This is a genomic window from Citrobacter gillenii (assembly GCF_013337685.1).
Classification (GTDB): Bacteria; Pseudomonadota; Gammaproteobacteria; order Enterobacterales; family Enterobacteriaceae; genus Citrobacter; species Citrobacter gillenii.
Genome location: NZ_SUQN01000002.1, coordinates 392,101 through 409,988 on the forward strand (window position 1 = coordinate 392,101; position 17,888 = coordinate 409,988).

17 protein-coding genes are annotated in these 17,888 nt (G+C 51.4%); 4 read left to right on the forward strand and 13 right to left on the reverse strand.

Translation table 11 applies throughout. The features are described from left to right. Positions 1–20: 20 nt before the first annotated feature. Both citR and dsbG read right to left on the reverse strand, forming a co-directional pair. The gene (gene citR, locus FCH32_RS05570; RefSeq protein WP_174360631.1) at positions 21–926 is read right to left on the reverse strand and encodes a DNA-binding transcriptional repressor CitR; all 906 of its coding nucleotides are present in this window, start codon (positions 924–926) and stop codon (positions 21–23) included. 204 nt (positions 927–1,130) lie between these two features. Then, complete coding sequence (gene dsbG / locus FCH32_RS05575) at positions 1,131–1,877, reverse strand: thiol:disulfide interchange protein DsbG (RefSeq protein ID WP_115259118.1); 747 nt, start codon at positions 1,875–1,877, stop codon at positions 1,131–1,133. A 371-nt stretch (positions 1,878–2,248) separates the two neighbouring features. On the opposite strand from dsbG, the gene ahpC reads away from it, so the two are divergent. Both ahpC and ahpF read left to right on the forward strand, forming a co-directional pair. Then, complete coding sequence (gene ahpC / locus FCH32_RS05580; protein ID WP_115259117.1) at positions 2,249–2,812, forward strand: alkyl hydroperoxide reductase subunit C; 564 nt, start codon at positions 2,249–2,251, stop codon at positions 2,810–2,812. A gap of 241 nt (positions 2,813–3,053) precedes the next feature. Continuing rightward, positions 3,054–4,619, forward strand: a complete 1,566-nt coding sequence (gene ahpF, locus FCH32_RS05585) for an alkyl hydroperoxide reductase subunit F (RefSeq protein WP_174360632.1) — start codon at positions 3,054–3,056, stop codon at positions 4,617–4,619. Positions 4,620–4,749: 130 nt separating this feature from the next. Here the strand turns inward: ahpF and uspG are convergent, their stop codons facing one another. The 10 genes from uspG to citC all read right to left on the reverse strand — a co-directional run bounded on the left by uspG (position 4,750) and on the right by citC (position 13,599). Next, complete coding sequence (gene uspG, locus FCH32_RS05590) at positions 4,750–5,178, reverse strand: universal stress protein UspG (protein ID WP_096757918.1); 429 nt, start codon at positions 5,176–5,178, stop codon at positions 4,750–4,752. A gap of 198 nt (positions 5,179–5,376) precedes the next feature. After that, on the reverse strand, positions 5,377–5,787 hold the full coding sequence (rnk, locus tag FCH32_RS05595) for a nucleoside diphosphate kinase regulator (RefSeq protein ID WP_003022104.1): 411 nt from the start codon (positions 5,785–5,787) through the stop codon (positions 5,377–5,379). A 146-nt stretch (positions 5,788–5,933) separates the two neighbouring features. Further along, positions 5,934–6,740: a ribonuclease I gene (rna, locus tag FCH32_RS05600; RefSeq protein WP_174360633.1), complete on the reverse strand. Its 807-nt coding sequence runs from the start codon at positions 6,738–6,740 to the stop codon at positions 5,934–5,936. A gap of 123 nt (positions 6,741–6,863) precedes the next feature. After that, a complete protein-coding gene (gene citT, locus FCH32_RS05605) occupies positions 6,864–8,327 on the reverse strand; it encodes a citrate/succinate antiporter CitT (RefSeq protein ID WP_115259113.1) in 1,464 nt (487 codons plus the stop codon). A gap of 23 nt (positions 8,328–8,350) precedes the next feature. Then, positions 8,351–9,256 (reverse strand): triphosphoribosyl-dephospho-CoA synthase CitG, encoded by a 906-nt coding sequence (citG, locus tag FCH32_RS05610; protein WP_115259112.1) that lies wholly within the window; start codon positions 9,254–9,256, stop codon positions 8,351–8,353. Further along, positions 9,228–9,779, reverse strand: coding sequence for a citrate lyase holo-[acyl-carrier protein] synthase (citX, locus tag FCH32_RS05615; protein WP_135912400.1), 552 nt, complete (start codon positions 9,777–9,779; stop codon positions 9,228–9,230). The genes citG and citX overlap by 29 nt, the downstream gene beginning before the upstream one ends. A gap of 3 nt (positions 9,780–9,782) precedes the next feature. After that, entirely contained in the window at positions 9,783–11,315 is a 1,533-nt protein-coding gene (gene citF / locus FCH32_RS05620) for a citrate lyase subunit alpha (protein WP_137362436.1), read from the reverse strand. A gap of 9 nt (positions 11,316–11,324) precedes the next feature. After that, positions 11,325–12,233 (reverse strand): aldolase/citrate lyase family protein, encoded by a 909-nt coding sequence (locus FCH32_RS05625; protein ID WP_115259109.1) that lies wholly within the window; start codon positions 12,231–12,233, stop codon positions 11,325–11,327. Next, the gene (gene citD / locus FCH32_RS05630; RefSeq protein ID WP_096757911.1) at positions 12,230–12,526 is read right to left on the reverse strand and encodes a citrate lyase acyl carrier protein; all 297 of its coding nucleotides are present in this window, start codon (positions 12,524–12,526) and stop codon (positions 12,230–12,232) included. Before citD ends, FCH32_RS05625 begins: the two co-directional genes overlap by 4 nt. Beyond that, the gene (gene citC, locus FCH32_RS05635) at positions 12,523–13,599 is read right to left on the reverse strand and encodes a [citrate (pro-3S)-lyase] ligase (protein ID WP_115259108.1); all 1,077 of its coding nucleotides are present in this window, start codon (positions 13,597–13,599) and stop codon (positions 12,523–12,525) included. The genes citD and citC overlap by 4 nt, the downstream gene beginning before the upstream one ends. 387 nt (positions 13,600–13,986) lie before the next feature. On the opposite strand from citC, the gene dpiB reads away from it, so the two are divergent. Both dpiB and dpiA read left to right on the forward strand, forming a co-directional pair. Next, positions 13,987–15,648: a sensor histidine kinase DpiB gene (gene dpiB, locus FCH32_RS05640; RefSeq protein ID WP_115259107.1), complete on the forward strand. Its 1,662-nt coding sequence runs from the start codon at positions 13,987–13,989 to the stop codon at positions 15,646–15,648. Next, positions 15,617–16,297: a two-component response regulator DpiA gene (gene dpiA, locus FCH32_RS05645; RefSeq protein ID WP_096757908.1), complete on the forward strand. Its 681-nt coding sequence runs from the start codon at positions 15,617–15,619 to the stop codon at positions 16,295–16,297. The genes dpiB and dpiA overlap by 32 nt, the downstream gene beginning before the upstream one ends. 116 nt (positions 16,298–16,413) lie before the next feature. Here dpiA and dcuC read toward each other — a convergent pair whose 3' ends face one another. Continuing rightward, complete coding sequence (gene dcuC, locus FCH32_RS05650) at positions 16,414–17,796, reverse strand: anaerobic C4-dicarboxylate transporter DcuC (RefSeq protein ID WP_096757907.1); 1,383 nt, start codon at positions 17,794–17,796, stop codon at positions 16,414–16,416. Positions 17,797–17,888 lie beyond the last annotated feature (92 nt).

Here is a 17,888-nt window from a genome sequence, read left to right on the forward strand (position 1 = left end):
AAAAAATGAACGATGTTGGCTCATTCGCTCGCGGGTATAATTCTTTTTATATATTCAGCAAAGCCGCTGTTGTTAAGTGAGACGCGATTATACATCAGAAAAAGTTGGGCTGACGGTATCTTTATACCAATATCTATTTCTTTTAGATTGAAAATAGGTGCGTAGTGCTCGAAAATGACTCTGGGAATAATACCAACGATATCAGTACTGGCAATGACGTTGGTAATTGAAATAAGAGAGTCGCTGCTAAACCCTATATTACGATTGGCCATAAATTCGTTAGTTTTTGACTGGTACTCTTTCATACCCAGTTCTTCAGAGAGAAGAGAGGTAAACTGTTCTTCCAGTACTTGTTTAAGTGTGCTTGAAGCATTTATTCTGGGGTGGTTGCTACTGCAAACCAATACACCTTCGATGGTTTTGAACGGGGCGCAGATAATGGAACGATTGCGCACGGGTACAATAGTAGCGACCAGATCTGCTTTGCGATAAGCCAATATGTTTTCAGCCGTTTCTGCTGACATTAATATATCATGATGTTCAATTTCGACATCGGCATCCTCTCTCAGATAATGAATTAACTCTTTTATATTAAAACCGGTAACAAGTTGTGGGCAGTAAATGACAAACTTCTTTTTCAGGCTGGAGCTATGCATGATATTTATCGTTTGCTCCAGATTGTTAAGATTTTGCTCAAGATGATGGTGCAGGTTAATGCCTGTCACCGTAGGCGTGATCCCTTTACCAGACCGAATAAATAGAGGGTCATTAAACTGTGTGCGTAGTCTTTGCAACGACTGACTTACGGCGGATGGCGTGATATACAGCGTTTCGGCGGCCTTACTGATACTCAAATGTTGATAAATACACTCAAAAATAACCAATAGGTTGAGATCGAATTTTTTAAGGTCATAGAGGTTAGCCATATGTATATTCTCATTGTTATTTTATGTGGAAATATTTCATTTTTATATATTTGAATTGCAAGTTATTTCTTTTAAGAATCTTTTATACGCTTAATGAATAGTTAACTTAAACTAAAGTATCACAGTCAGTATTAATTTGACGAGTAGAAAATGCATCATGAGTGATTGAAATGAGAATGATAACAATCACTCATAATATTAGTTTTAGTTATTACCCATTATAATGTCCAGTTTTTCTTTATCCGGCAGCCCGACGGCCTGTTGTAATGTGTTGTCTTTGCTCATGTAGTAGATTGCCGGCGTGACGTTAGCGCCCAAGTCATCCATCAATTTTTGGTTGATATTCAATACCTTCAGCTGCTCGGAAGGGGGCGTCTCTGGCATTTTCAGCGTGAGTTTACCGCCAGAGGCCTCATAGTCATGCCATGTTTTAGCCGGATCTTTGCTGGCCAGAATTGCTGCGGCGGTTGCCGGACTCTCGGGCTTGATTACGCCGACCAACAATGTCCGGAGTTGTACTTTTCCTGAATCAACCCATGGACGTGCCTGTTGCCAAAATTGTTTGCAATATGGGCAGAAGGGATCGGCGAAAACATAGACAATAACCGGCGCGTCTTTTTTCCCGTCCAGAATCCACGACGCTTTTTCCATGCGCTGCCACATTTCACGGCCTGCAGGTGCATAGATTTCTTTTTCTATCAATGTATTACTGAGGTTTTCGCCTTTTTCATTATACATGTAGCCGGAAATGGCGTGTTTCCCGTCAGGCGTGACATAGATAGTCACTCCCATATCCTGGTATTTTCCCAGGTAACCTTTCATTCCACCTGGCGCGTCAAACGGCTTGAGGATGGTAATGCCCTGTTTTTCGATGGCTTTTACCGGGGCAGGGAGTTCTTCGGCGTGCACGACGGCAGGGAGCAAAGCGAAGAGTAATGTACGTTTAAACATTGATTTTCCTTATAAAATCAAAAGGAAAGGGGGCTGAATTGCAAAACCTATCACAGCCATAGGTAAGACCGACGGTCTGTCGATTGCCCTTTCTTGAGTGGGGTGATGTAATCCCAATCGCTGTTACAACCTTTGTTAAGGTAATGTAGAGCGCAACACTTAGCCAGTCCGCTGGCACTGAAGTTATCTGCGGGTAACTCGGGTAATGGGCTCCCTGCAAAGGGGGCCTTTTTACTTTTTGCTACGGTTTCACAACATTTTGTTGAGTCGGTTGTTAGTTAACGCTTATTGATTTGATAAAGGAAACGCATTAGCCCTGATGAAAGATTTTCGTTAACTTATCCCTCAACGAAAACACGGAGGAAGTACAGATGTCTTTGATTAATACCAAAATTAAACCTTTCAAAAACCAGGCGTTCAAAAACGGTGAGTTCATCGAAGTTACCGAGAAAGATATCGAAGGTCGTTGGAGTGTTTTCTTCTTCTACCCGGCTGATTTTACGTTCGTATGCCCGACTGAACTGGGCGACGTGGCAGACCATTACGAAGAACTGCAGAAGCTGGGCGTAGACGTTTACTCTGTATCTACCGATACCCACTTTACGCATAAAGCCTGGCACAGCAGCTCTGACACCATCGCTAAAATCAAATACGCGATGATCGGTGACCCGACTGGCGCCCTGACCCGTAACTTCGACAACATGCGTGAAGATGAAGGTCTGGCTGACCGCGCAACGTTCGTTGTTGACCCGCAGGGTATCATCCAGGCGATCGAAGTTACCGCTGAAGGTATCGGCCGCGATGCGTCTGACCTGCTGCGTAAAATTAAAGCCGCGCAGTATGTCGCTTCTCACCCTGGCGAAGTGTGCCCGGCGAAGTGGAAAGAGGGTGAAGCTACATTAGCGCCGTCCCTGGACCTGGTCGGTAAAATCTAAATTTCCGTCGTCTTTCACGTCATAGCCGTGATGGCGTCGCCTGCTCACCCCGGTCACTTACTTCTGTAAGCTCCCGGGGATTCTCAGGCTAGCCGCCTTGCTCTGACGCGAAATACTTAGGAAATTACGTCAGTCATGGGCGCAGGCGCGCCCATTTTATTCCAGCATCATGACGCAAGTTGCATTGATGCAGTCCCGTGAAATCGGCTTGCATGATGATGTTTTCAGAGAGGGAAGAACAATGCTCGACACAAATATGAAAACCCAGCTCAGGGCTTACCTTGAGAAACTGACCAAACCTGTTGAGCTGATTGCTACGCTGGATGACAGCGCTAAATCGGCAGAAATCAAGGAACTGCTAACTGAAATTGCTGAACTGTCAGAGAAAGTAACCTTTAAAGAAGACAACACGCTGGCAGTACGTAAGCCATCGTTTCTGATTACTAATCCAGGTTCTCACCAGGGACCGCGTTTTGCCGGTTCTCCACTGGGCCACGAGTTTACGTCTCTGGTTTTGGCGCTGCTGTGGACCGGTGGTCATCCGTCAAAAGAAGCGCAGTCTCTGCTGGAGCAGATCCGCGATCTCGATGGCGATTTTGAGTTTGAAACCTATTATTCACTGTCCTGCCACAACTGTCCTGACGTGGTGCAGGCGCTGAACCTGATGTCGGTGCTGAACCCGCGTATCAAGCATACGGCGATTGATGGCGGTACTTTCCAGAATGAGGTTACCGATCGCAACGTGATGGGTGTTCCGGCCGTGTATATGAACGGCAAAGAGTTTGGTCAGGGGCGTATGACGCTGACGGAAATCGTCGCCAAAGTCGATACCGGTGCTGAGAAGCGCGCGGCAGAAGAGCTGAATAAACGTGATGCCTATGATGTGCTGATCGTCGGTTCGGGTCCTGCAGGGGCGGCGGCGGCAGTGTATTCCGCACGTAAAGGTATTCGTACCGGCTTGATGGGTGAACGCTTTGGCGGTCAGGTGCTGGATACCGTTGATATCGAAAACTATATCTCGGTGCCGAAAACCGAAGGTCAAAAACTGGCAGGCGCGCTGAAAGCACATGTTGATGACTATGATGTTGATGTGATTGATAGCCAGAGCGCCAGCAAGTTGGTTCCTGCTGCGCAGGAAGGCGGCTTGCACCAGATTGAAACGGCCTCCGGCGCGGTGCTAAAAGCACGCAGCATTATTATTGCCACCGGTGCCAAATGGCGCAACATGAACGTACCGGGCGAAGATAAGTATCGGACCAAAGGCGTAACCTATTGCCCGCACTGTGATGGCCCACTGTTTAAAGGCAAACGCGTGGCGGTGATTGGCGGCGGTAACTCGGGCGTTGAAGCGGCTATCGATCTGGCCGGTATAGTTGAACATGTGACGCTGATTGAGTTTGCGCCGGAAATGAAGGCTGATCAGGTTCTGCAAAATAAAGTGCGTAGCCTGAAAAACGTCGACATTATTCTGAATGCGCAAACTACTGAAGTGAAGGGTGACGGTAGCAAGGTGACCGGTCTGGAATACCGCGATCGCGTCAGCGGCGACGTCCACAATGTGGAACTGGCGGGTATTTTTGTGCAGATTGGCCTGCTGCCAAACACCAACTGGCTGGAAGGCGCCGTTGAGCGTAATCGCATGGGCGAAATCATTATTGATGCCAAATGTGAAACCAGCGTGAAAGGGGTTTTCGCTGCGGGTGACTGCACCACCGTGCCGTACAAACAGATAATCATAGCTACCGGCGAAGGTGCAAAAGCATCACTGAGCGCCTTTGATTACCTGATTCGCTCCACCGTACAATAAGAAAGAAAGTAAGACTCACCTGCAAAAGAAGGAAAATGCCTGAGGTCGCAAACGCGTTTCAGGCTTACCGATTCGATGAAATAACATCGATGCGGAATAAAAAGGGGCTACCGAAAGGTAGCCCCTTTTTTTAACGAACGACCAGCACCGGCAGGGTGGCGTGGCGGACTACGCTGGAGGCGTTAGAACCCAGCAGATGGGTGCTGATTGATGGGTTGCGCGATCCAATGACCACCACATCGGCGTTCAGCTCTTCGCCCAACTCGTTGACTACATCACGTACGCTACCAAAGCGAACGTGCTGTTTGATGCGAGAAGGATCAATACTGAAGTGACCGACCATCGTTTGCAGGCGGGTTTCCGCTTCGTGCTGCAGATGTTCCTCAAAACGGCGAACGTCAGCAGCAAAACGATGCAGGCTCAGGCTGGCGGAGCCAGGAAGCACATGCAGAAGATGGATAATCCCATTTTCCTGTGCCAGAAATTCTGCATGGCGAACAGCCTTGTCGCTCAGTTCCATTTCGAATACATCAACAGGCATTATGATTGTGTTGTACATAAACATTCTCCTTGTCATTACATGAACACATAACAGCATAGTATTAAAAATGATTCTGTCAGTCACGACACAGATTTATGTTTTGCGAGCAGGAAAGGGAAAGCAGCAATAATGTCAATGAGGGGCGGGGATATCATCGGAAAGAGGATGCGTAAGCATCCCCTGTAAGATAAAGCGAGTAGCTTTGCTATAACAGAGTTAGCGCAGGTAGTCGCCCGCAGCTTCAGGCTGGTACTCAAGTTCGATGACTTCGAGATGGGTTGATGTACCACCTGGCAGTTCCCAGTGGATCGTGTCGCCAACGCGCAGACCCAGCAGGGCAGCACCTACCGGGGCCATCACCGACAGTTGAGTACTGCTGTCGGTCATCGTGGCCGGATACACCAGGGTACGCACTCGGACTTCACCATCGCTCAGATTGCGGAATTTCACGCGGCTGTTCATGGTGACGACATCGTGCGGCATGGTTTCTGGAGAACACATTTGGGCGCGATCCAGCTCGGCGTTTAAGGCGTCAGCAATCGGTAAACCCGCAAACGCAGGTTGCTCCAACAGGCGGTCAATGCGCTCAGCATCGAGGTCGTTAATGATGATAGTTGGTCTGGACATTTATTACTCCATGTCGTCGATACTGCGGGTGCGCAGGTAAATAATCCCAAAAGAAAACCCTCACCGTCAGGCGGCAAGGGTTTAGCTTTTATGATGATACTGAGACTTACCCCAGGTTTGAAGTGATTTAGTTCACATTCAGGCGATCAATAACCGACTTTGTCGAGGATAAACTGCTTGCCGCAGTTTCCAGGATGCGCTTGCGGCAGGAACGATGCTGCGGAAAGCGGGGCATTAATGGTGGCTGCCTTGAGCGTAAACTGGATTTCAGTCAGGTAGGCCGGATTACCGTGACAGCTTAACTTCACTGCCTTCACGCTTTCTTTACCCCAGGTTTTCGCGACGGCGGCGTCAAATGCGTTGCGGCTGACGGTTTGTCCGTAATTGTCGGCAATAAATTTGCCGAGTTCGGTATTTTTTATCTCGCTATTCATTCGCACCATAGTGCCAAAGTACGCGTCCGGATCGAAACCAAAACAGGCGCCGTGTTTGGCATATTCGTAACGTTCGAGACACGATGTTCCGCCAGCGCCGGGCATCACAGCGCTCAGTTTTGCGGCGCTTTCCAGCGAAAGCCCCGTTTCTGGCGCGGCGCATTTGCGACTGGCACGAGCCTCCGGCAGGTTTGGTATAGGGCGCGTGGCGCAGCCAAAGCGCATCCACCGACGATTATCTACACCGCGGGCAGCAATCGATTTTGGTAGGCCAGGCCACAGACCGTGAACGGTCAGGAAATCAGCTTTATTTGCGGTTTCTTTTTGCAGGCGGCATTCGTCGGGTTCCTGACGATTACGTTCGTGTTGGCTCTGACAAAAACCGGTTTGCCAGGAGAGCGCCAGCACATAGCGATCAAAGTCACCGTACTGTTTTGCCTGAAGTTGTTCGGCCTGGGCCGCAGAAACCGGCAGCAGAAGTGCCGCCAGCAAAGAGCAATAACGCCATGTCGATGTCATGATGAATTCGGATACTTATATAATTTCTGAATGTCATCTATTAAATCATAAAAAAAGCCGCTCAGGTTTAGCTGAGCGGCATCATTTTCGTTACGCGTTTTTGCTAAGGACTAAGAAGTACGATTAGCTCCACATTGCCAGAATCGGCCAGCCGACCAGCAGAAGCATGGCGATATAGATAACGCCGAAGATGGCGCCCAGACGCCAGTAGTCTTTGGACTTCACATAACCACAGCCGTAGATGATCACGCCAGGGCCGGTGGCATACGGTGTCAGACAACCCATGATACCGATGGACAGCACCAGCAGAATACACAGATGTTCCATTGGCACGCCCGGGATCCCTTTACCGACCGCCAGAATTACTGGCAGCATGGTCGCGGTATGCGCAGACAGGCTGGCAAACAGGTAGTGAGCAAAGTAGAACACCAGCACCAGCACGATCACGGTCGCGTTAGGCGAGAAGCCTTCCAGGTGTGAGCTCATGGTGTTAGCGAACCAGTCGATAAAACCGGAACGGGTTAAGCCGTTGGCCATTACCACCAGGGTGGCAAGGTTGACCAGCGTGTTCCATGCGCTGTTATAGCGGGTGATGTCTTTCCACGGTACCACGTGCAGAGCCAACATCAGAGAAACCGCCAGCAGACCCACGGCGGTGGCATCAATCAGCTTGCCGCCGAATACCCACAGACCCAGGCTCAGCAGCACCAGACCGATCAGGGTCATCTCTTTACGGGTCAGTTTACCCATGGTTTTCAGTTCGTCACCGGCCCATGCGGCAACTTCTGCACTGTGAGTGACTTCGGGTTTGTACAGAACGTAGGATAACCACGGCGCAACGATCAGCAAAATAATACCGACTGGCAGGAAGCTGAGGAACCATTGCAGCCAGCTGATTTGAATACCGGCAATTTTGTTAACGAATTCCAGACCCAGTACGTTTGGTGCAGCGCCGGTAACGAACATAGAGGAGCTCAGGCTGGTACTGATCACCATCATCCACATCAGATAACCGCCGATACGGCGAGCTGACGGATCGTTCGGGAATGATTTAAACAGCGGCGGCAGGTTCTTGATAACCGGGAAAACGGTACCACCGGTACGCGCGGTGTTCGACGGTGTAAATGGCGCCAGCAGGATGTCGATAATAACAATCGCATAGCCCAGTGTCAGGGTACGTTTCCCCATGAACTTCACCAGGAACAGCGCGATACGACGACCCAGACCGGTGACTTCATAACCCAGTGCGAAGATGAACGCACCAAACACCAACCAGACGGTGGTGCTGGAGAAGCCAGCCAGACCCCACTTCAGCGCCTGTTTGCCGGCGTGAAAGGTGGGGTCCGCCAGTTCTGTGGCATCAAACAGCAGGTAGTTGCTGCCGATAACGCAAATTGTCACGGCGATAAAGCTGATCGCTGTTGCCGGGATAGGCTCGAGGATCATACCGACAATCATGGCCACAAACACGGCAAAGTAGTGCCAGGCCTGCGGGGGCATTCCATCAGGAACGGGGATAAGAAACATGACACCCATGACGACCAGCGGGGCCAGTAACTTCCATATACTATCTTTTGATAAAGACATGAATGATTCTCCGGAAAGGATCTTTAATGGTGATAATGATGAACTTGTGAAATCTGAGCTAAGAACCAGGTGACAATCAGCAGATCGGCACAGCCTCCAGGACTGAGGTTGCGTTCAATGCACTGTTGGTCGAACTGGTGCAGGTAATTGAGATCGGCGGGGGTGCGAATTCCCCCTTGCTGCAATAATGTGGCAGATTGCTGCTGTAACCAGCGCAGACCCTCAGCGCCACCGCGGGAAGCTACGTTGGTATCGCCGTTGATTGCCATAAGCAGCAGTAAGGTATCGAGCAATGCCAGTTCAGGATCGCGACCCTGAGACAGCAATGCGCGGTAGTGCGGTAGTGCGTGGTGGATCACTAATGGATAGCCCGCTTCGGCTTCACCGCGAGCCCCGGTTAATCCCAGTTGTTGATACAGACGTTGGCCAGCCGTGAGTTGTTGATTGTTCTGGCGCAGTTCGCGCTCGGTCAGGCCGCGGCAAAAGGCTGCTGCTGTAGAGCAAATGGTTTCAGGTGTGACGGTCTGGCTGAGCTGGTGCAGGCGACCAATGGCGGCGCACAGCAATCCCAGCGAAAAGATACTGCCTTTATGGGTGTTCACCCCGGCAGTGGCGCGAAACATCTCGGCCTCGCAGGCCATCCCCACCGGACGCAGTCCTTTCAGCACATCTTCAGGTACCAGTTGCGCGCTGAAGGCCCCGTATTCGACGAAACGCGGCAGCCAGGCGTGGATCGCCTCGGCGCTGCGGTGAAAGTCATCCAGCGCCATGTCTTTGTGCGCGCCGTTGTTAATACGATCCACCAGACCGGGTTTGGGAGACAGGTTGACTTCCGTCAGCATGGCACGCCACGCGAGCGTCGCGTACGCTTCTGGTAAATCCTGAGGAAGAACGGCGGATTTAGTCGATGTTGCGGGAATCGGCATCATGCAGCAGTTCCTCCATGCGAATAAGTAACTCGGAAAGCGTGTGGGTTTTACCCCGCGCGCAGTCGGCTGCGCTTTGCTCGCACAGCAGGCAGCGGCGGGCAGGGAGCGTGAAATGACGGCGAGACAGGATTTCTCCTTCCGGAGTCAGGACATCGAGGTCCCATAACCGTCCCAGCGGGTGTGAATGCTCAAGCTCTATGGTGGCGAGCTTGAGGTCGTGTGCCGGGGCCTCTATAGACAACAGACCTTCCGGCCCGCTGGCAGAAACCCGCGTAGATTGCTCCCTGACTATCCAGCCCGATTTTTCCGCCAGCGTGAGCAAGGCAGTGATACCGTGATTAAAAATGCGACGAGTGAGTTCGCTGTCTTTAATCGGACCCGGTGCGACCACGGTAAAAGAGACCAGTGGCGCGCAGTGGCGGGTGAGCCAGGCATGCTGCCGTGCTTGTCTCTCATCGCGGCTGGCGAGCAGCTCGGGAATAGAAACCGCGTGGCAGGTGGCATGTTCAGGGAGCAGGTGCATGGCTTATTCCTTCACCTGATGCACAACATCAATCACTGAACCGTCGCGGTAACGCACAACGGCAATCACCCGGTCGGTGAATTCGATGGCGCGTGGCTGACCGGTAAGCTGCTGTGCACGCTCGCGCAGCCAGTCGATGGAGACCACTTTCATCCCCGCTTCCTGCAAACGTTCAGCCAGTTCAGGACGTGCAGGGTTGACGGCGATACCGTGGTCAGTGACCAGGATGTCAATGCTGGAGCCAGGGGTGACGCAGGTCAGCACGTTATCAACCAGCGTCGGGATGCGACCGCGAACCAGTGGGGCGACGATAATCGACAGTGCAGCACCGACAGCGGTATCGCAGTGGCCACCGGATGCGCCGCGCAGCACACCGTCGGAGCCGGTCAGCACGTTGACGTTGAAGTTCGTATCCACTTCCAGTGCGCTCAGCACTACGACATCCAGACGGTCAACCGATGCGCCTTTCGAACCCCAGTTAGCGTACTGGTTAGCGCTGATCTCAATATGGTTTGGATTGCGGGCCAGGGATTTTGCGGCGGCACTGTCGAAGCTCTGTACATCCAGCAGTTTGCGGATTAACCCTTTTTCATGCAGGTCAACGATGGTGGCAGTGATGCCGCCCAGTGCGAAGTCGGCGCGGATGTCGCGGCTGCGCATTTTGTCTTCCAGGAAGCGGGTTACGGCCAGCGAGGCGCCACCGGTACCGGTCTGCAAAGAGAAGCCCTCATTGAAGTAGCCGGAGTTGGCAATCACCTCTGCCGCGCTGCGAGCGATCAGCAGCTCACGCGGGTTGGTCGTCATGCGGGTTGCATCGGCGCCAATTTTGTCCGCATCACCGACCTGCTCGATCTGCACGATCAGATCCACCTGATCCTGGGTGATACTGGCCGGATTATGCGGGTAGCTCAGCAGTTGTTCGGTCAGCAGGACCACCTGTTTAGCGTTATCGGCATCGACACGGGCGTAGCCGAGTGAGCCACAGCAGGCTTTACCGGTGTAGCCGTTAGCATTACCAAATTGGTCGCAGGACGGTACGCCGAGGAAGGCTACGTCAATGCTTAACTCACCGCTTTGCACCAGGTGTACGCGACCGCCGTGAGAGTGGACCTGCACAGGTTCAGCCAGTAAACCGCGGGAGATCTCTTCCGCCAGCGGACCACGCAGACCGGAAGTATAAATGCGGCTGACGACGCCCTGACGAATGTGTTCCACCAGCGGAGCGTGACAGTCGCTCAGGGAGCTGGACGCCAGCGTCAGGTTTTTAAAGCCCATGGCGGCAATGGTATCCATCACCAGGTTAATGGTCAGGTCGCCACCGCGGAAAGCGTGGTGGAAAGAGATAGTCATTCCATCCTGTAAACCTGAACGGCGAATAGCGTCTTCCAGGTTAGCGCACAGTTTTTTGTCGCGGGGTTTTTGTGCCTGTAACGCGACTTTTGCGCTGCTGTGGAAAGCGGAAAGGTCGCTTTCAGCATGACGGCTCCAGGTCGCCACGCGATCCTGTCGTTGAGACTGTTCGATTTTCTGCGTCATTTTTTTGCCTTATTCTTCGCGAATGCCGGAAAGTTCTGCACGGGAGATAACCAGAAGGGCGCGCTCGATAACCGGGCTGTCGACCATCTTGCCGTTCAGGGAGACAACGCCACGGCCTTCGCGAGCGGCGGCTTCAGCGGCTTCTACAACCAGACGGGCGTGCGCCAGTTCTTTGCGCGTTGGCGCATACAGGTTGTGCAGGAGGTCGATCTGGCGCGGGTTGATGAGCGATTTACCGTCAAAACCCAGTTGCTTGATGTGTGCGGCTTCATGCAGGAAACCGGCTTCGTTATTGGCATCGGAATAAACGGTGTCAAATGCCTGAATGCCCGCAGAGCGTGCCGCCTGCAAAATAGAGCAGCGGGCAAACAGCAGTTCGGTGCCTTCCGGCGAACGCTCGGTGCGCAGGTTACGCACGTAATCTTCTGCACCCAGGGCAATACCGATCAGACGTTCAGAGGCGTGAGCGATTTCAACGGCGCGAGTGATGCCCAGCGGTGATTCAATAGCAGCGAGCAGACCGGTGCTGCCAGGTTCGCGACCGCAGGCGTTTTCGATACGCAGAATTTCGCTTTCGATGTCGATAACATCCTGCGCAGTATCCGTTTTAGGTAAACGCACGATGTCAGCGCCACCGCGAACGACCGCTTCGAGGTCATTGATACCCCATTCAGAATCGAGGGCATTTACGCGAACAATGGTTTCAACGTCGTGATACAGCGGGTGCTGCAGCGCGTGGTACACCAGACGACGCGCGGTATCTTTCTCGCGCAGTGCGACGGAGTCTTCCAGGTCGAACATCAGCGCATCTGCCGGGTAGATAAACGAGTTGCTGATCATTGCGGCATTGGCGCCCGGTACGAACAGCATGCTACGGCGTGTGCGGGATTTACGTTGTTGCAAAGATTCAGAAATCACTGGCAATCCTCCCATGGCAGTGCCGGAATGCCGCTGGCGCGGGCCAGTAATGCTTCCAGTCGCGCGCGTAAAATGCAGTCCAGTGCGCCTTTATCATCAACATTTAATTGCACGCCGCGTACGTTGTAGCGGGACAGAACGTCGAGGATGGTGGTGCGAATGGCATCACCAAATTGTTTTTCAACGCTACTGTTAACCTGCAGGTCGATATCCTGCGTATCGAGCGGGGCGATGCGAATCATCACATCACCGGACTCGAGAGTGCCTGCGACGGCTGCCTGCTTTATTTTCATTTTTCACCTGTTGCTAATGCGGGGGTATTTTGGCGGACTACCGCGCCTGGCGAGGTTCTCTCAAGCATGTTTTGCAGGTAGTGCAACGTGGCTTCAGGAACCAGAGGGGCGATAGCCGTGAGATCTTTTTTAACCAGCAGCTTGCGTACCCAGGAGGCGGAAATCGGCATCTCCTGGAAGCACAGCCGCTCAATTTCCACCAGTTCAATCGGTGGGGCGGGGAGCGTTGGGGTCTCCAGCCAGTAGCGCATGTCGTTGTTGTACTGGGAGGTGACGGTGCAATACGGTTCGGTACCGACGAAGCGGTGCGTGACGCCAAGTGCCGGGGCCAGATACTGGCGGAAGATTTTCAGGTCTATTTCGGTGTAGCAGTGGTTAATGACGCTCTGCTCTTTAATGAAGTAGCACGGGAACGTGGCGCGAGAAATGATGTATTCCGATCCGCGATGCACGGTTAAATGCGGAATATCTTTTGTTCCCTTAAGTACCAGATCCAGACGGTCTTCATACGGAAAGCGTGAGGTGTCTTCTTTTACCAGAAACAGATGTAGCCAGTCGCACTGTGCCGCTGCCTGTTGGATCAGAAAACGATGACCGTTGGTAAAAGGGTTGGCGTTCATGACGATACAGCCAATTTTTTTTCCTTCGCGACGCTGTTTTGTCAGCGATTCGGCGTAACGCTTCAGACGCGTGGTGCTGTTTTCCATCAGCACCATAATGCCCGGTACGCTGGTCAGCGTAGAGAAGCCACACTGCTTAAACAGCGCTTCGTATTCGGTTTTGGTATAAATGAAGAGATGCGTACAGTGACGCTCATACGCGAGATTGATCAGCTCAGTGGCGAGCGTCAGGGCTAAGCCTTCGCCGCGCACGGTTTCGCTGATAGCCACGCATTTAATGATATTTCCGGCAATACCGCCGCAGGCAATCAGGCGGTCATCACGGGTGACGGTGATAAATATTTCAACGGTCGTATCCACGCTCAAATCATTCTCTTTCAGAAATTGAGCGATAGCCGCCATCTTTTTATTTTCTGAGCGCTTCACGTGCGAGAATATATTATTACCGAACATAGTAAAAAGTGTCCTGATGGTATATTTGTTACTGGCTTTTAGGTTTTGTTGCCAGGCTTAGCAACCTGATAACGTTTTGTTTGCAAATGAAGGGAAGTTTTTTTTATTACGGAGTATTTCTTTTTTTCCCTACTGCATACATCGTAAGGGGTATTTTAGAGGTAAATTTTGATTTATTTCACAATACGTTAGAAGGTTTTTATGTGTTTTATGGTTTTAAGTTTTTTAATTAATTTAACCCTGAAATAGCGCGTGGTTTTAATTTGTTTAATTGATTTAAGGTGGGGAATCTGTAACGATCCTATTTTATGCCGTGACTTGTAAATAAAACATTTTCATTACAAATACAAAAAAATAAGTTGCGGTTAACGTCGTTGAGGAAAAATTATGTCACAACATAAAAATAAAACACGGTTTTCTTTTTTCCGCAGACTGGCGTTTCCATTGCGTATTTTCCTGCTGATCCTGGTCGTTTCCATTTTTATCATCGCCGCGCTGGCGAAATACTTCACCGCCAGTTTTGAAGACTACCTGACAACGCACGTCCGTGATATGGCAATGAACCAGGCGAAAATCATCGCCTCTAACGACAGTATCATCACTGCGGTGAAGCATCGCGATTACACGCGTCTGGCGACCATTGCCGACAAGCTTCAGAGCGGGACTGATTTCGATTATGTGGTGATCGGTGATGAGAACTCTATTCGCCTCTACCATCCGAATCCGCAAAAAATTGGCTACCCAATGCAGTTCACCAAGCCCGGTGCGTTGGCAAATGGGGAAAGCTACTTTATTACCGGGACGGGATCTATTGGGTTGGCAATGCGCGCTAAAACGCCCATTTTTGATGATGATGGCAAGATTATTGGCGTGGTTTCGATAGGTTATTTGATCAGTAAAATCGACAGTTGGCGATCGGATTTTTTACTGCCGATGGCGGGTGTGTTTCTTCTGCTGCTGTTGTTACTGATGCTGCTCTCCTGGTTTTTTGCCGCCCATATTCGCCGCCAGATGCTGGGAATGGAGCCCAAACAAATTGCCCGTGTGGTGCGCCAACAGGACGCGTTATTTAGCTCGGTATACGAAGGCTTGATTGCCGTTGACCTGGACGGGTGCATAACTGCTATCAATCGCAGTGCGCGAAAAATGCTGGGGCTTCCGTCGCCAGGGCGGCAGTGGTTGGGGAAACCCATTGATGAGGTTGTTAATCCGTCGGACTTTTTTACGCAGCAGATTGCGGAGCAACGTCAGGATGCGATGGTGAATTTTAACGGGCTAAGCGTTATCGCCAACCGTGAGGCTATTCGTTCCGGCGATGAATTACTCGGGGCGATTATCAGTTTTCGTAGCAAAGATGAAATAGCCACCCTCAATGCCCAGCTGACACAAATCAAACAATATGTTGAGAGCCTGAGAACACTGCGTCATGAACATCTGAACTGGATGTCGACCATTAATGGCCTGCTGCAAATGAAAGAATACGATCGCGTGCTTGAGATGGTGCAGGGGGAATCCCAGGCCCAGCAGCAGCTGATTGATGACCTGCGCGGTGCCTTTGCCGATCGCCAGGTTGCCGGTCTGCTGTTTGGTAAAGTCCAGCGTGCGCGGGAATTGGGGCTCAAAATGACGATTGTTCCCGGAAGTCAACTTCATCAACTTCCCGAAGGGCTGGATAGCACAGAGTTTGCAGCAATTGTTGGCAATCTGCTTGATAATGCATTTGAGGCCAGTTTACGTACCCAGCAAGGGAATAAGGTTGTTGAACTGTTTCTGAGTGATGAAGGGGATGAGGTCATCATTGAAGTTGCCGACCAAGGGTGTGGCGTACCGGAAGCGTTACGTGAAAAAATATTTGAACAGGGTGTGAGCACCCGTACCGATGAACCAGGTGAACATGGCATCGGTTTGTATCTGATTGCAAGTTATGTGAGGCGCTGTGATGGGGTTATTACGCTTGAAGATAACACCCCCTGCGGCACTTTATTTTCTCTATTTCTTCCGAAAGTGAAAAAAAACGATGACGGAACCATTAACGCTATTGATCGTTGAGGATGAAACGCTGCTGGCGGAGATGCATGCTGAATATATCCGCCATATACCCGGTTTCAGCCAGATTTGGTTGGCGGGGAACCTGGAGCAGGCGCGGATGATGATCGCGCGTTTTAAGCCCGGTCTGATTCTTCTGGATAACTATTTACCGGACGGTAAGGGCATTACCCTTCTACATGAGTTGACTCAGGCACGCTACCCTGGCGGCGTGGTGTTTACTACGGCTGCCAGTGACATGGATACGGTGTCAGAGGCGGTGCGCGGCGGGGCGTTTGATTATCTGGTCAAACCGATTGCCTACGAGCGACTGGGGCAGACGCTAACGCGCTATCAGCAGCGCAGACGCATGCTGGCGGGTAACGACAGTGCCAGTCAAAAGCAGATTGATGAAATGTTTAACGCTTATGCGCGGGGTGAACCAAAAGGGGATTTGCCTACGGGTATTGATGCGCTAACGCTGAATGCGGTGCTGAAATTATTCGCTGATCCGACGGTACACCATACTGCGGAGACCATTGCACAGGCGTTGACCATCAGCCGCACAACCTCCAGGCGTTATCTGGAGTACTGTGCCAGCCGGCATTTGATTATTGCGGAGATTATTCACGGGAAGGTTGGGCGGCCGCAGCGTATTTATCATGGCGGCTAAATGCGGATTTCTGACGTAGGCCGGATAAGATGCTTTAGCATCGCCATCCGGCAACGTGCGGTTGCAATGCCGGATGGCGGCGTAACCGCCTGATCCGGCCTACATTTTGTTCGCTATCAACCTCCAATCACGGCGGTTGTAGCGGGCACCATCACTTCCGTGGCGATAATGACAATCAGTAGCCCGACCATCACCGGCACAGACGTGCGCTTGACCACTTCAAACGGTGAAATCTTCGCCATACCCGCAACGGCAACGACCACACCAGAGACCGGGGAGATCGTACGCCCCAGGTTCGACGCTTGCAGCATCGGGATGGAGAGGTAAGCGGGGTTAATGCCTGAAGAGTGCGCCAGTTTTGGGATCATCTCAACGAAGGCATAGAACGGGGCATTACCGGAGCCGGTGGTCATTGCTGCCAGCATGGTCAGAATAACCAGCACCAGCATCAGAATAATGCTTGCGGAGCCAAACGAGGTGGCGATCGATATCAGGCTCTGAATAAAGCCGATAGTGCTCAGACCCTGGGCGAAAACACCGGCGGCAACTAACAGCATTACCACGTTAGCAAAGGCATCAGCCATGCCGCGGTAGGCCACTTCCAGACCTGAGAAAACCTTCTGGGTATTGAACCCGCGGACAAACTCCAACACTGCGGCAATAAGCATGCACAGCACCAGAATGGTAATGATGTGCAGTTGCGGTCCCCACTTACCATCAAAAATGAGAACCCCGACAATCGGAGTAAACGGCAGGATGGCGTAAAACGATGGCGCGGTGGTGGTGATTTCGGCCACGTCTAACATTTCGTGAGAAACGTTCTCTTTTTTGTCCAGATAGCGCTGCCAGAAAAAGTGGGCAATCGCCATGCCGATAATGGCGGCAATGGAAATCGGCAGCGTGGTTTTAAATGCGAAGTCGATCAACGGCATTTCTGCGGCTTTGGCGGCGAGAACCACATCACCAGAAGTGGGGGATAGAATGATGGCGGCAGGGGAGGCGCAAATGGCCGCCGCAGCACCACGGCTGATACCCACGTTAACCATGACCGGAAAGAGGGTTGCCATCAGCAGTACGCCCAGCCCCGTCGCTGAAGAAACCGCCAGTGACATCAGGCAGGCGACAAAGTAGGCGGCAATCATTAACACATAGGGTGAGTTGATATATTGCAGTGGTTTGGAAGCCAGTTTAACCACCATATCGTTTGCACCAATATGCGTCATGTAGGCGGCAAAACCACACAGCATCATGATCATCATGCCGAGATCGCCACCGCGGCTCATCAGCAAAATTTTAATGTATTCAACGATGTCTGTTGCTGTGTAGCCCGTGCTTTCAGCACTACCGGGCAAAACTTTATGACCCATCAGGGCGCTGATAATCAGTAAAACCAGGCCACCGACAAACAGTACGCCGGTCGCGGAATAACCTTTAATGATGTAGCGCGCTACACCCACAATAACCATAACTCCGATAAGGAGTTCTATAAATGTCAACATTATTTCCCCTGTCACATTGACGCCCAGAAAGTAAAAAAACTAAAAAAAGCATAAAACGGTGAGAGAATGTGCCTAATAAACGGATAACCCTC

What these genes read in the sequence shown, in the direction of transcription:
- citR (WP_174360631.1), bottom strand. Translation starts at nt 926, where the DNA reads ATGGCTAACCTCTATGACCTTAAAAAATTCGATCTCAACCTATTGGTT.
- dsbG (WP_115259118.1), bottom strand. Translation starts at nt 1,877, where the DNA reads ATGTTTAAACGTACATTACTCTTCGCTTTGCTCCCTGCCGTCGTGCAC.
- ahpC (WP_115259117.1), top strand. Translation starts at nt 2,249, where the DNA reads ATGTCTTTGATTAATACCAAAATTAAACCTTTCAAAAACCAGGCGTTC.
- ahpF (WP_174360632.1), top strand. Translation starts at nt 3,054, where the DNA reads ATGCTCGACACAAATATGAAAACCCAGCTCAGGGCTTACCTTGAGAAA.
- uspG (WP_096757918.1), bottom strand. Translation starts at nt 5,178, where the DNA reads ATGTACAACACAATCATAATGCCTGTTGATGTATTCGAAATGGAACTG.
- rnk (WP_003022104.1), bottom strand. Translation starts at nt 5,787, where the DNA reads ATGTCCAGACCAACTATCATCATTAACGACCTCGATGCTGAGCGCATT.
- rna (WP_174360633.1), bottom strand. Translation starts at nt 6,740, where the DNA reads ATGACATCGACATGGCGTTATTGCTCTTTGCTGGCGGCACTTCTGCTG.
- citT (WP_115259113.1), bottom strand. Translation starts at nt 8,327, where the DNA reads ATGTCTTTATCAAAAGATAGTATATGGAAGTTACTGGCCCCGCTGGTC.
- citG (WP_115259112.1), bottom strand. Translation starts at nt 9,256, where the DNA reads ATGATGCCGATTCCCGCAACATCGACTAAATCCGCCGTTCTTCCTCAG.
- citX (WP_135912400.1), bottom strand. Translation starts at nt 9,779, where the DNA reads ATGCACCTGCTCCCTGAACATGCCACCTGCCACGCGGTTTCTATTCCC.
- citF (WP_137362436.1), bottom strand. Translation starts at nt 11,315, where the DNA reads ATGACGCAGAAAATCGAACAGTCTCAACGACAGGATCGCGTGGCGACC.
- citD (WP_096757911.1), bottom strand. Translation starts at nt 12,526, where the DNA reads ATGAAAATAAAGCAGGCAGCCGTCGCAGGCACTCTCGAGTCCGGTGAT.
- citC (WP_115259108.1), bottom strand. Translation starts at nt 13,599, where the DNA reads ATGTTCGGTAATAATATATTCTCGCACGTGAAGCGCTCAGAAAATAAA.
- dpiB (WP_115259107.1), top strand. Translation starts at nt 13,987, where the DNA reads ATGTCACAACATAAAAATAAAACACGGTTTTCTTTTTTCCGCAGACTG.
- dpiA (WP_096757908.1), top strand. Translation starts at nt 15,617, where the DNA reads ATGACGGAACCATTAACGCTATTGATCGTTGAGGATGAAACGCTGCTG.
- dcuC (WP_096757907.1), bottom strand. Translation starts at nt 17,796, where the DNA reads ATGTTGACATTTATAGAACTCCTTATCGGAGTTATGGTTATTGTGGGT.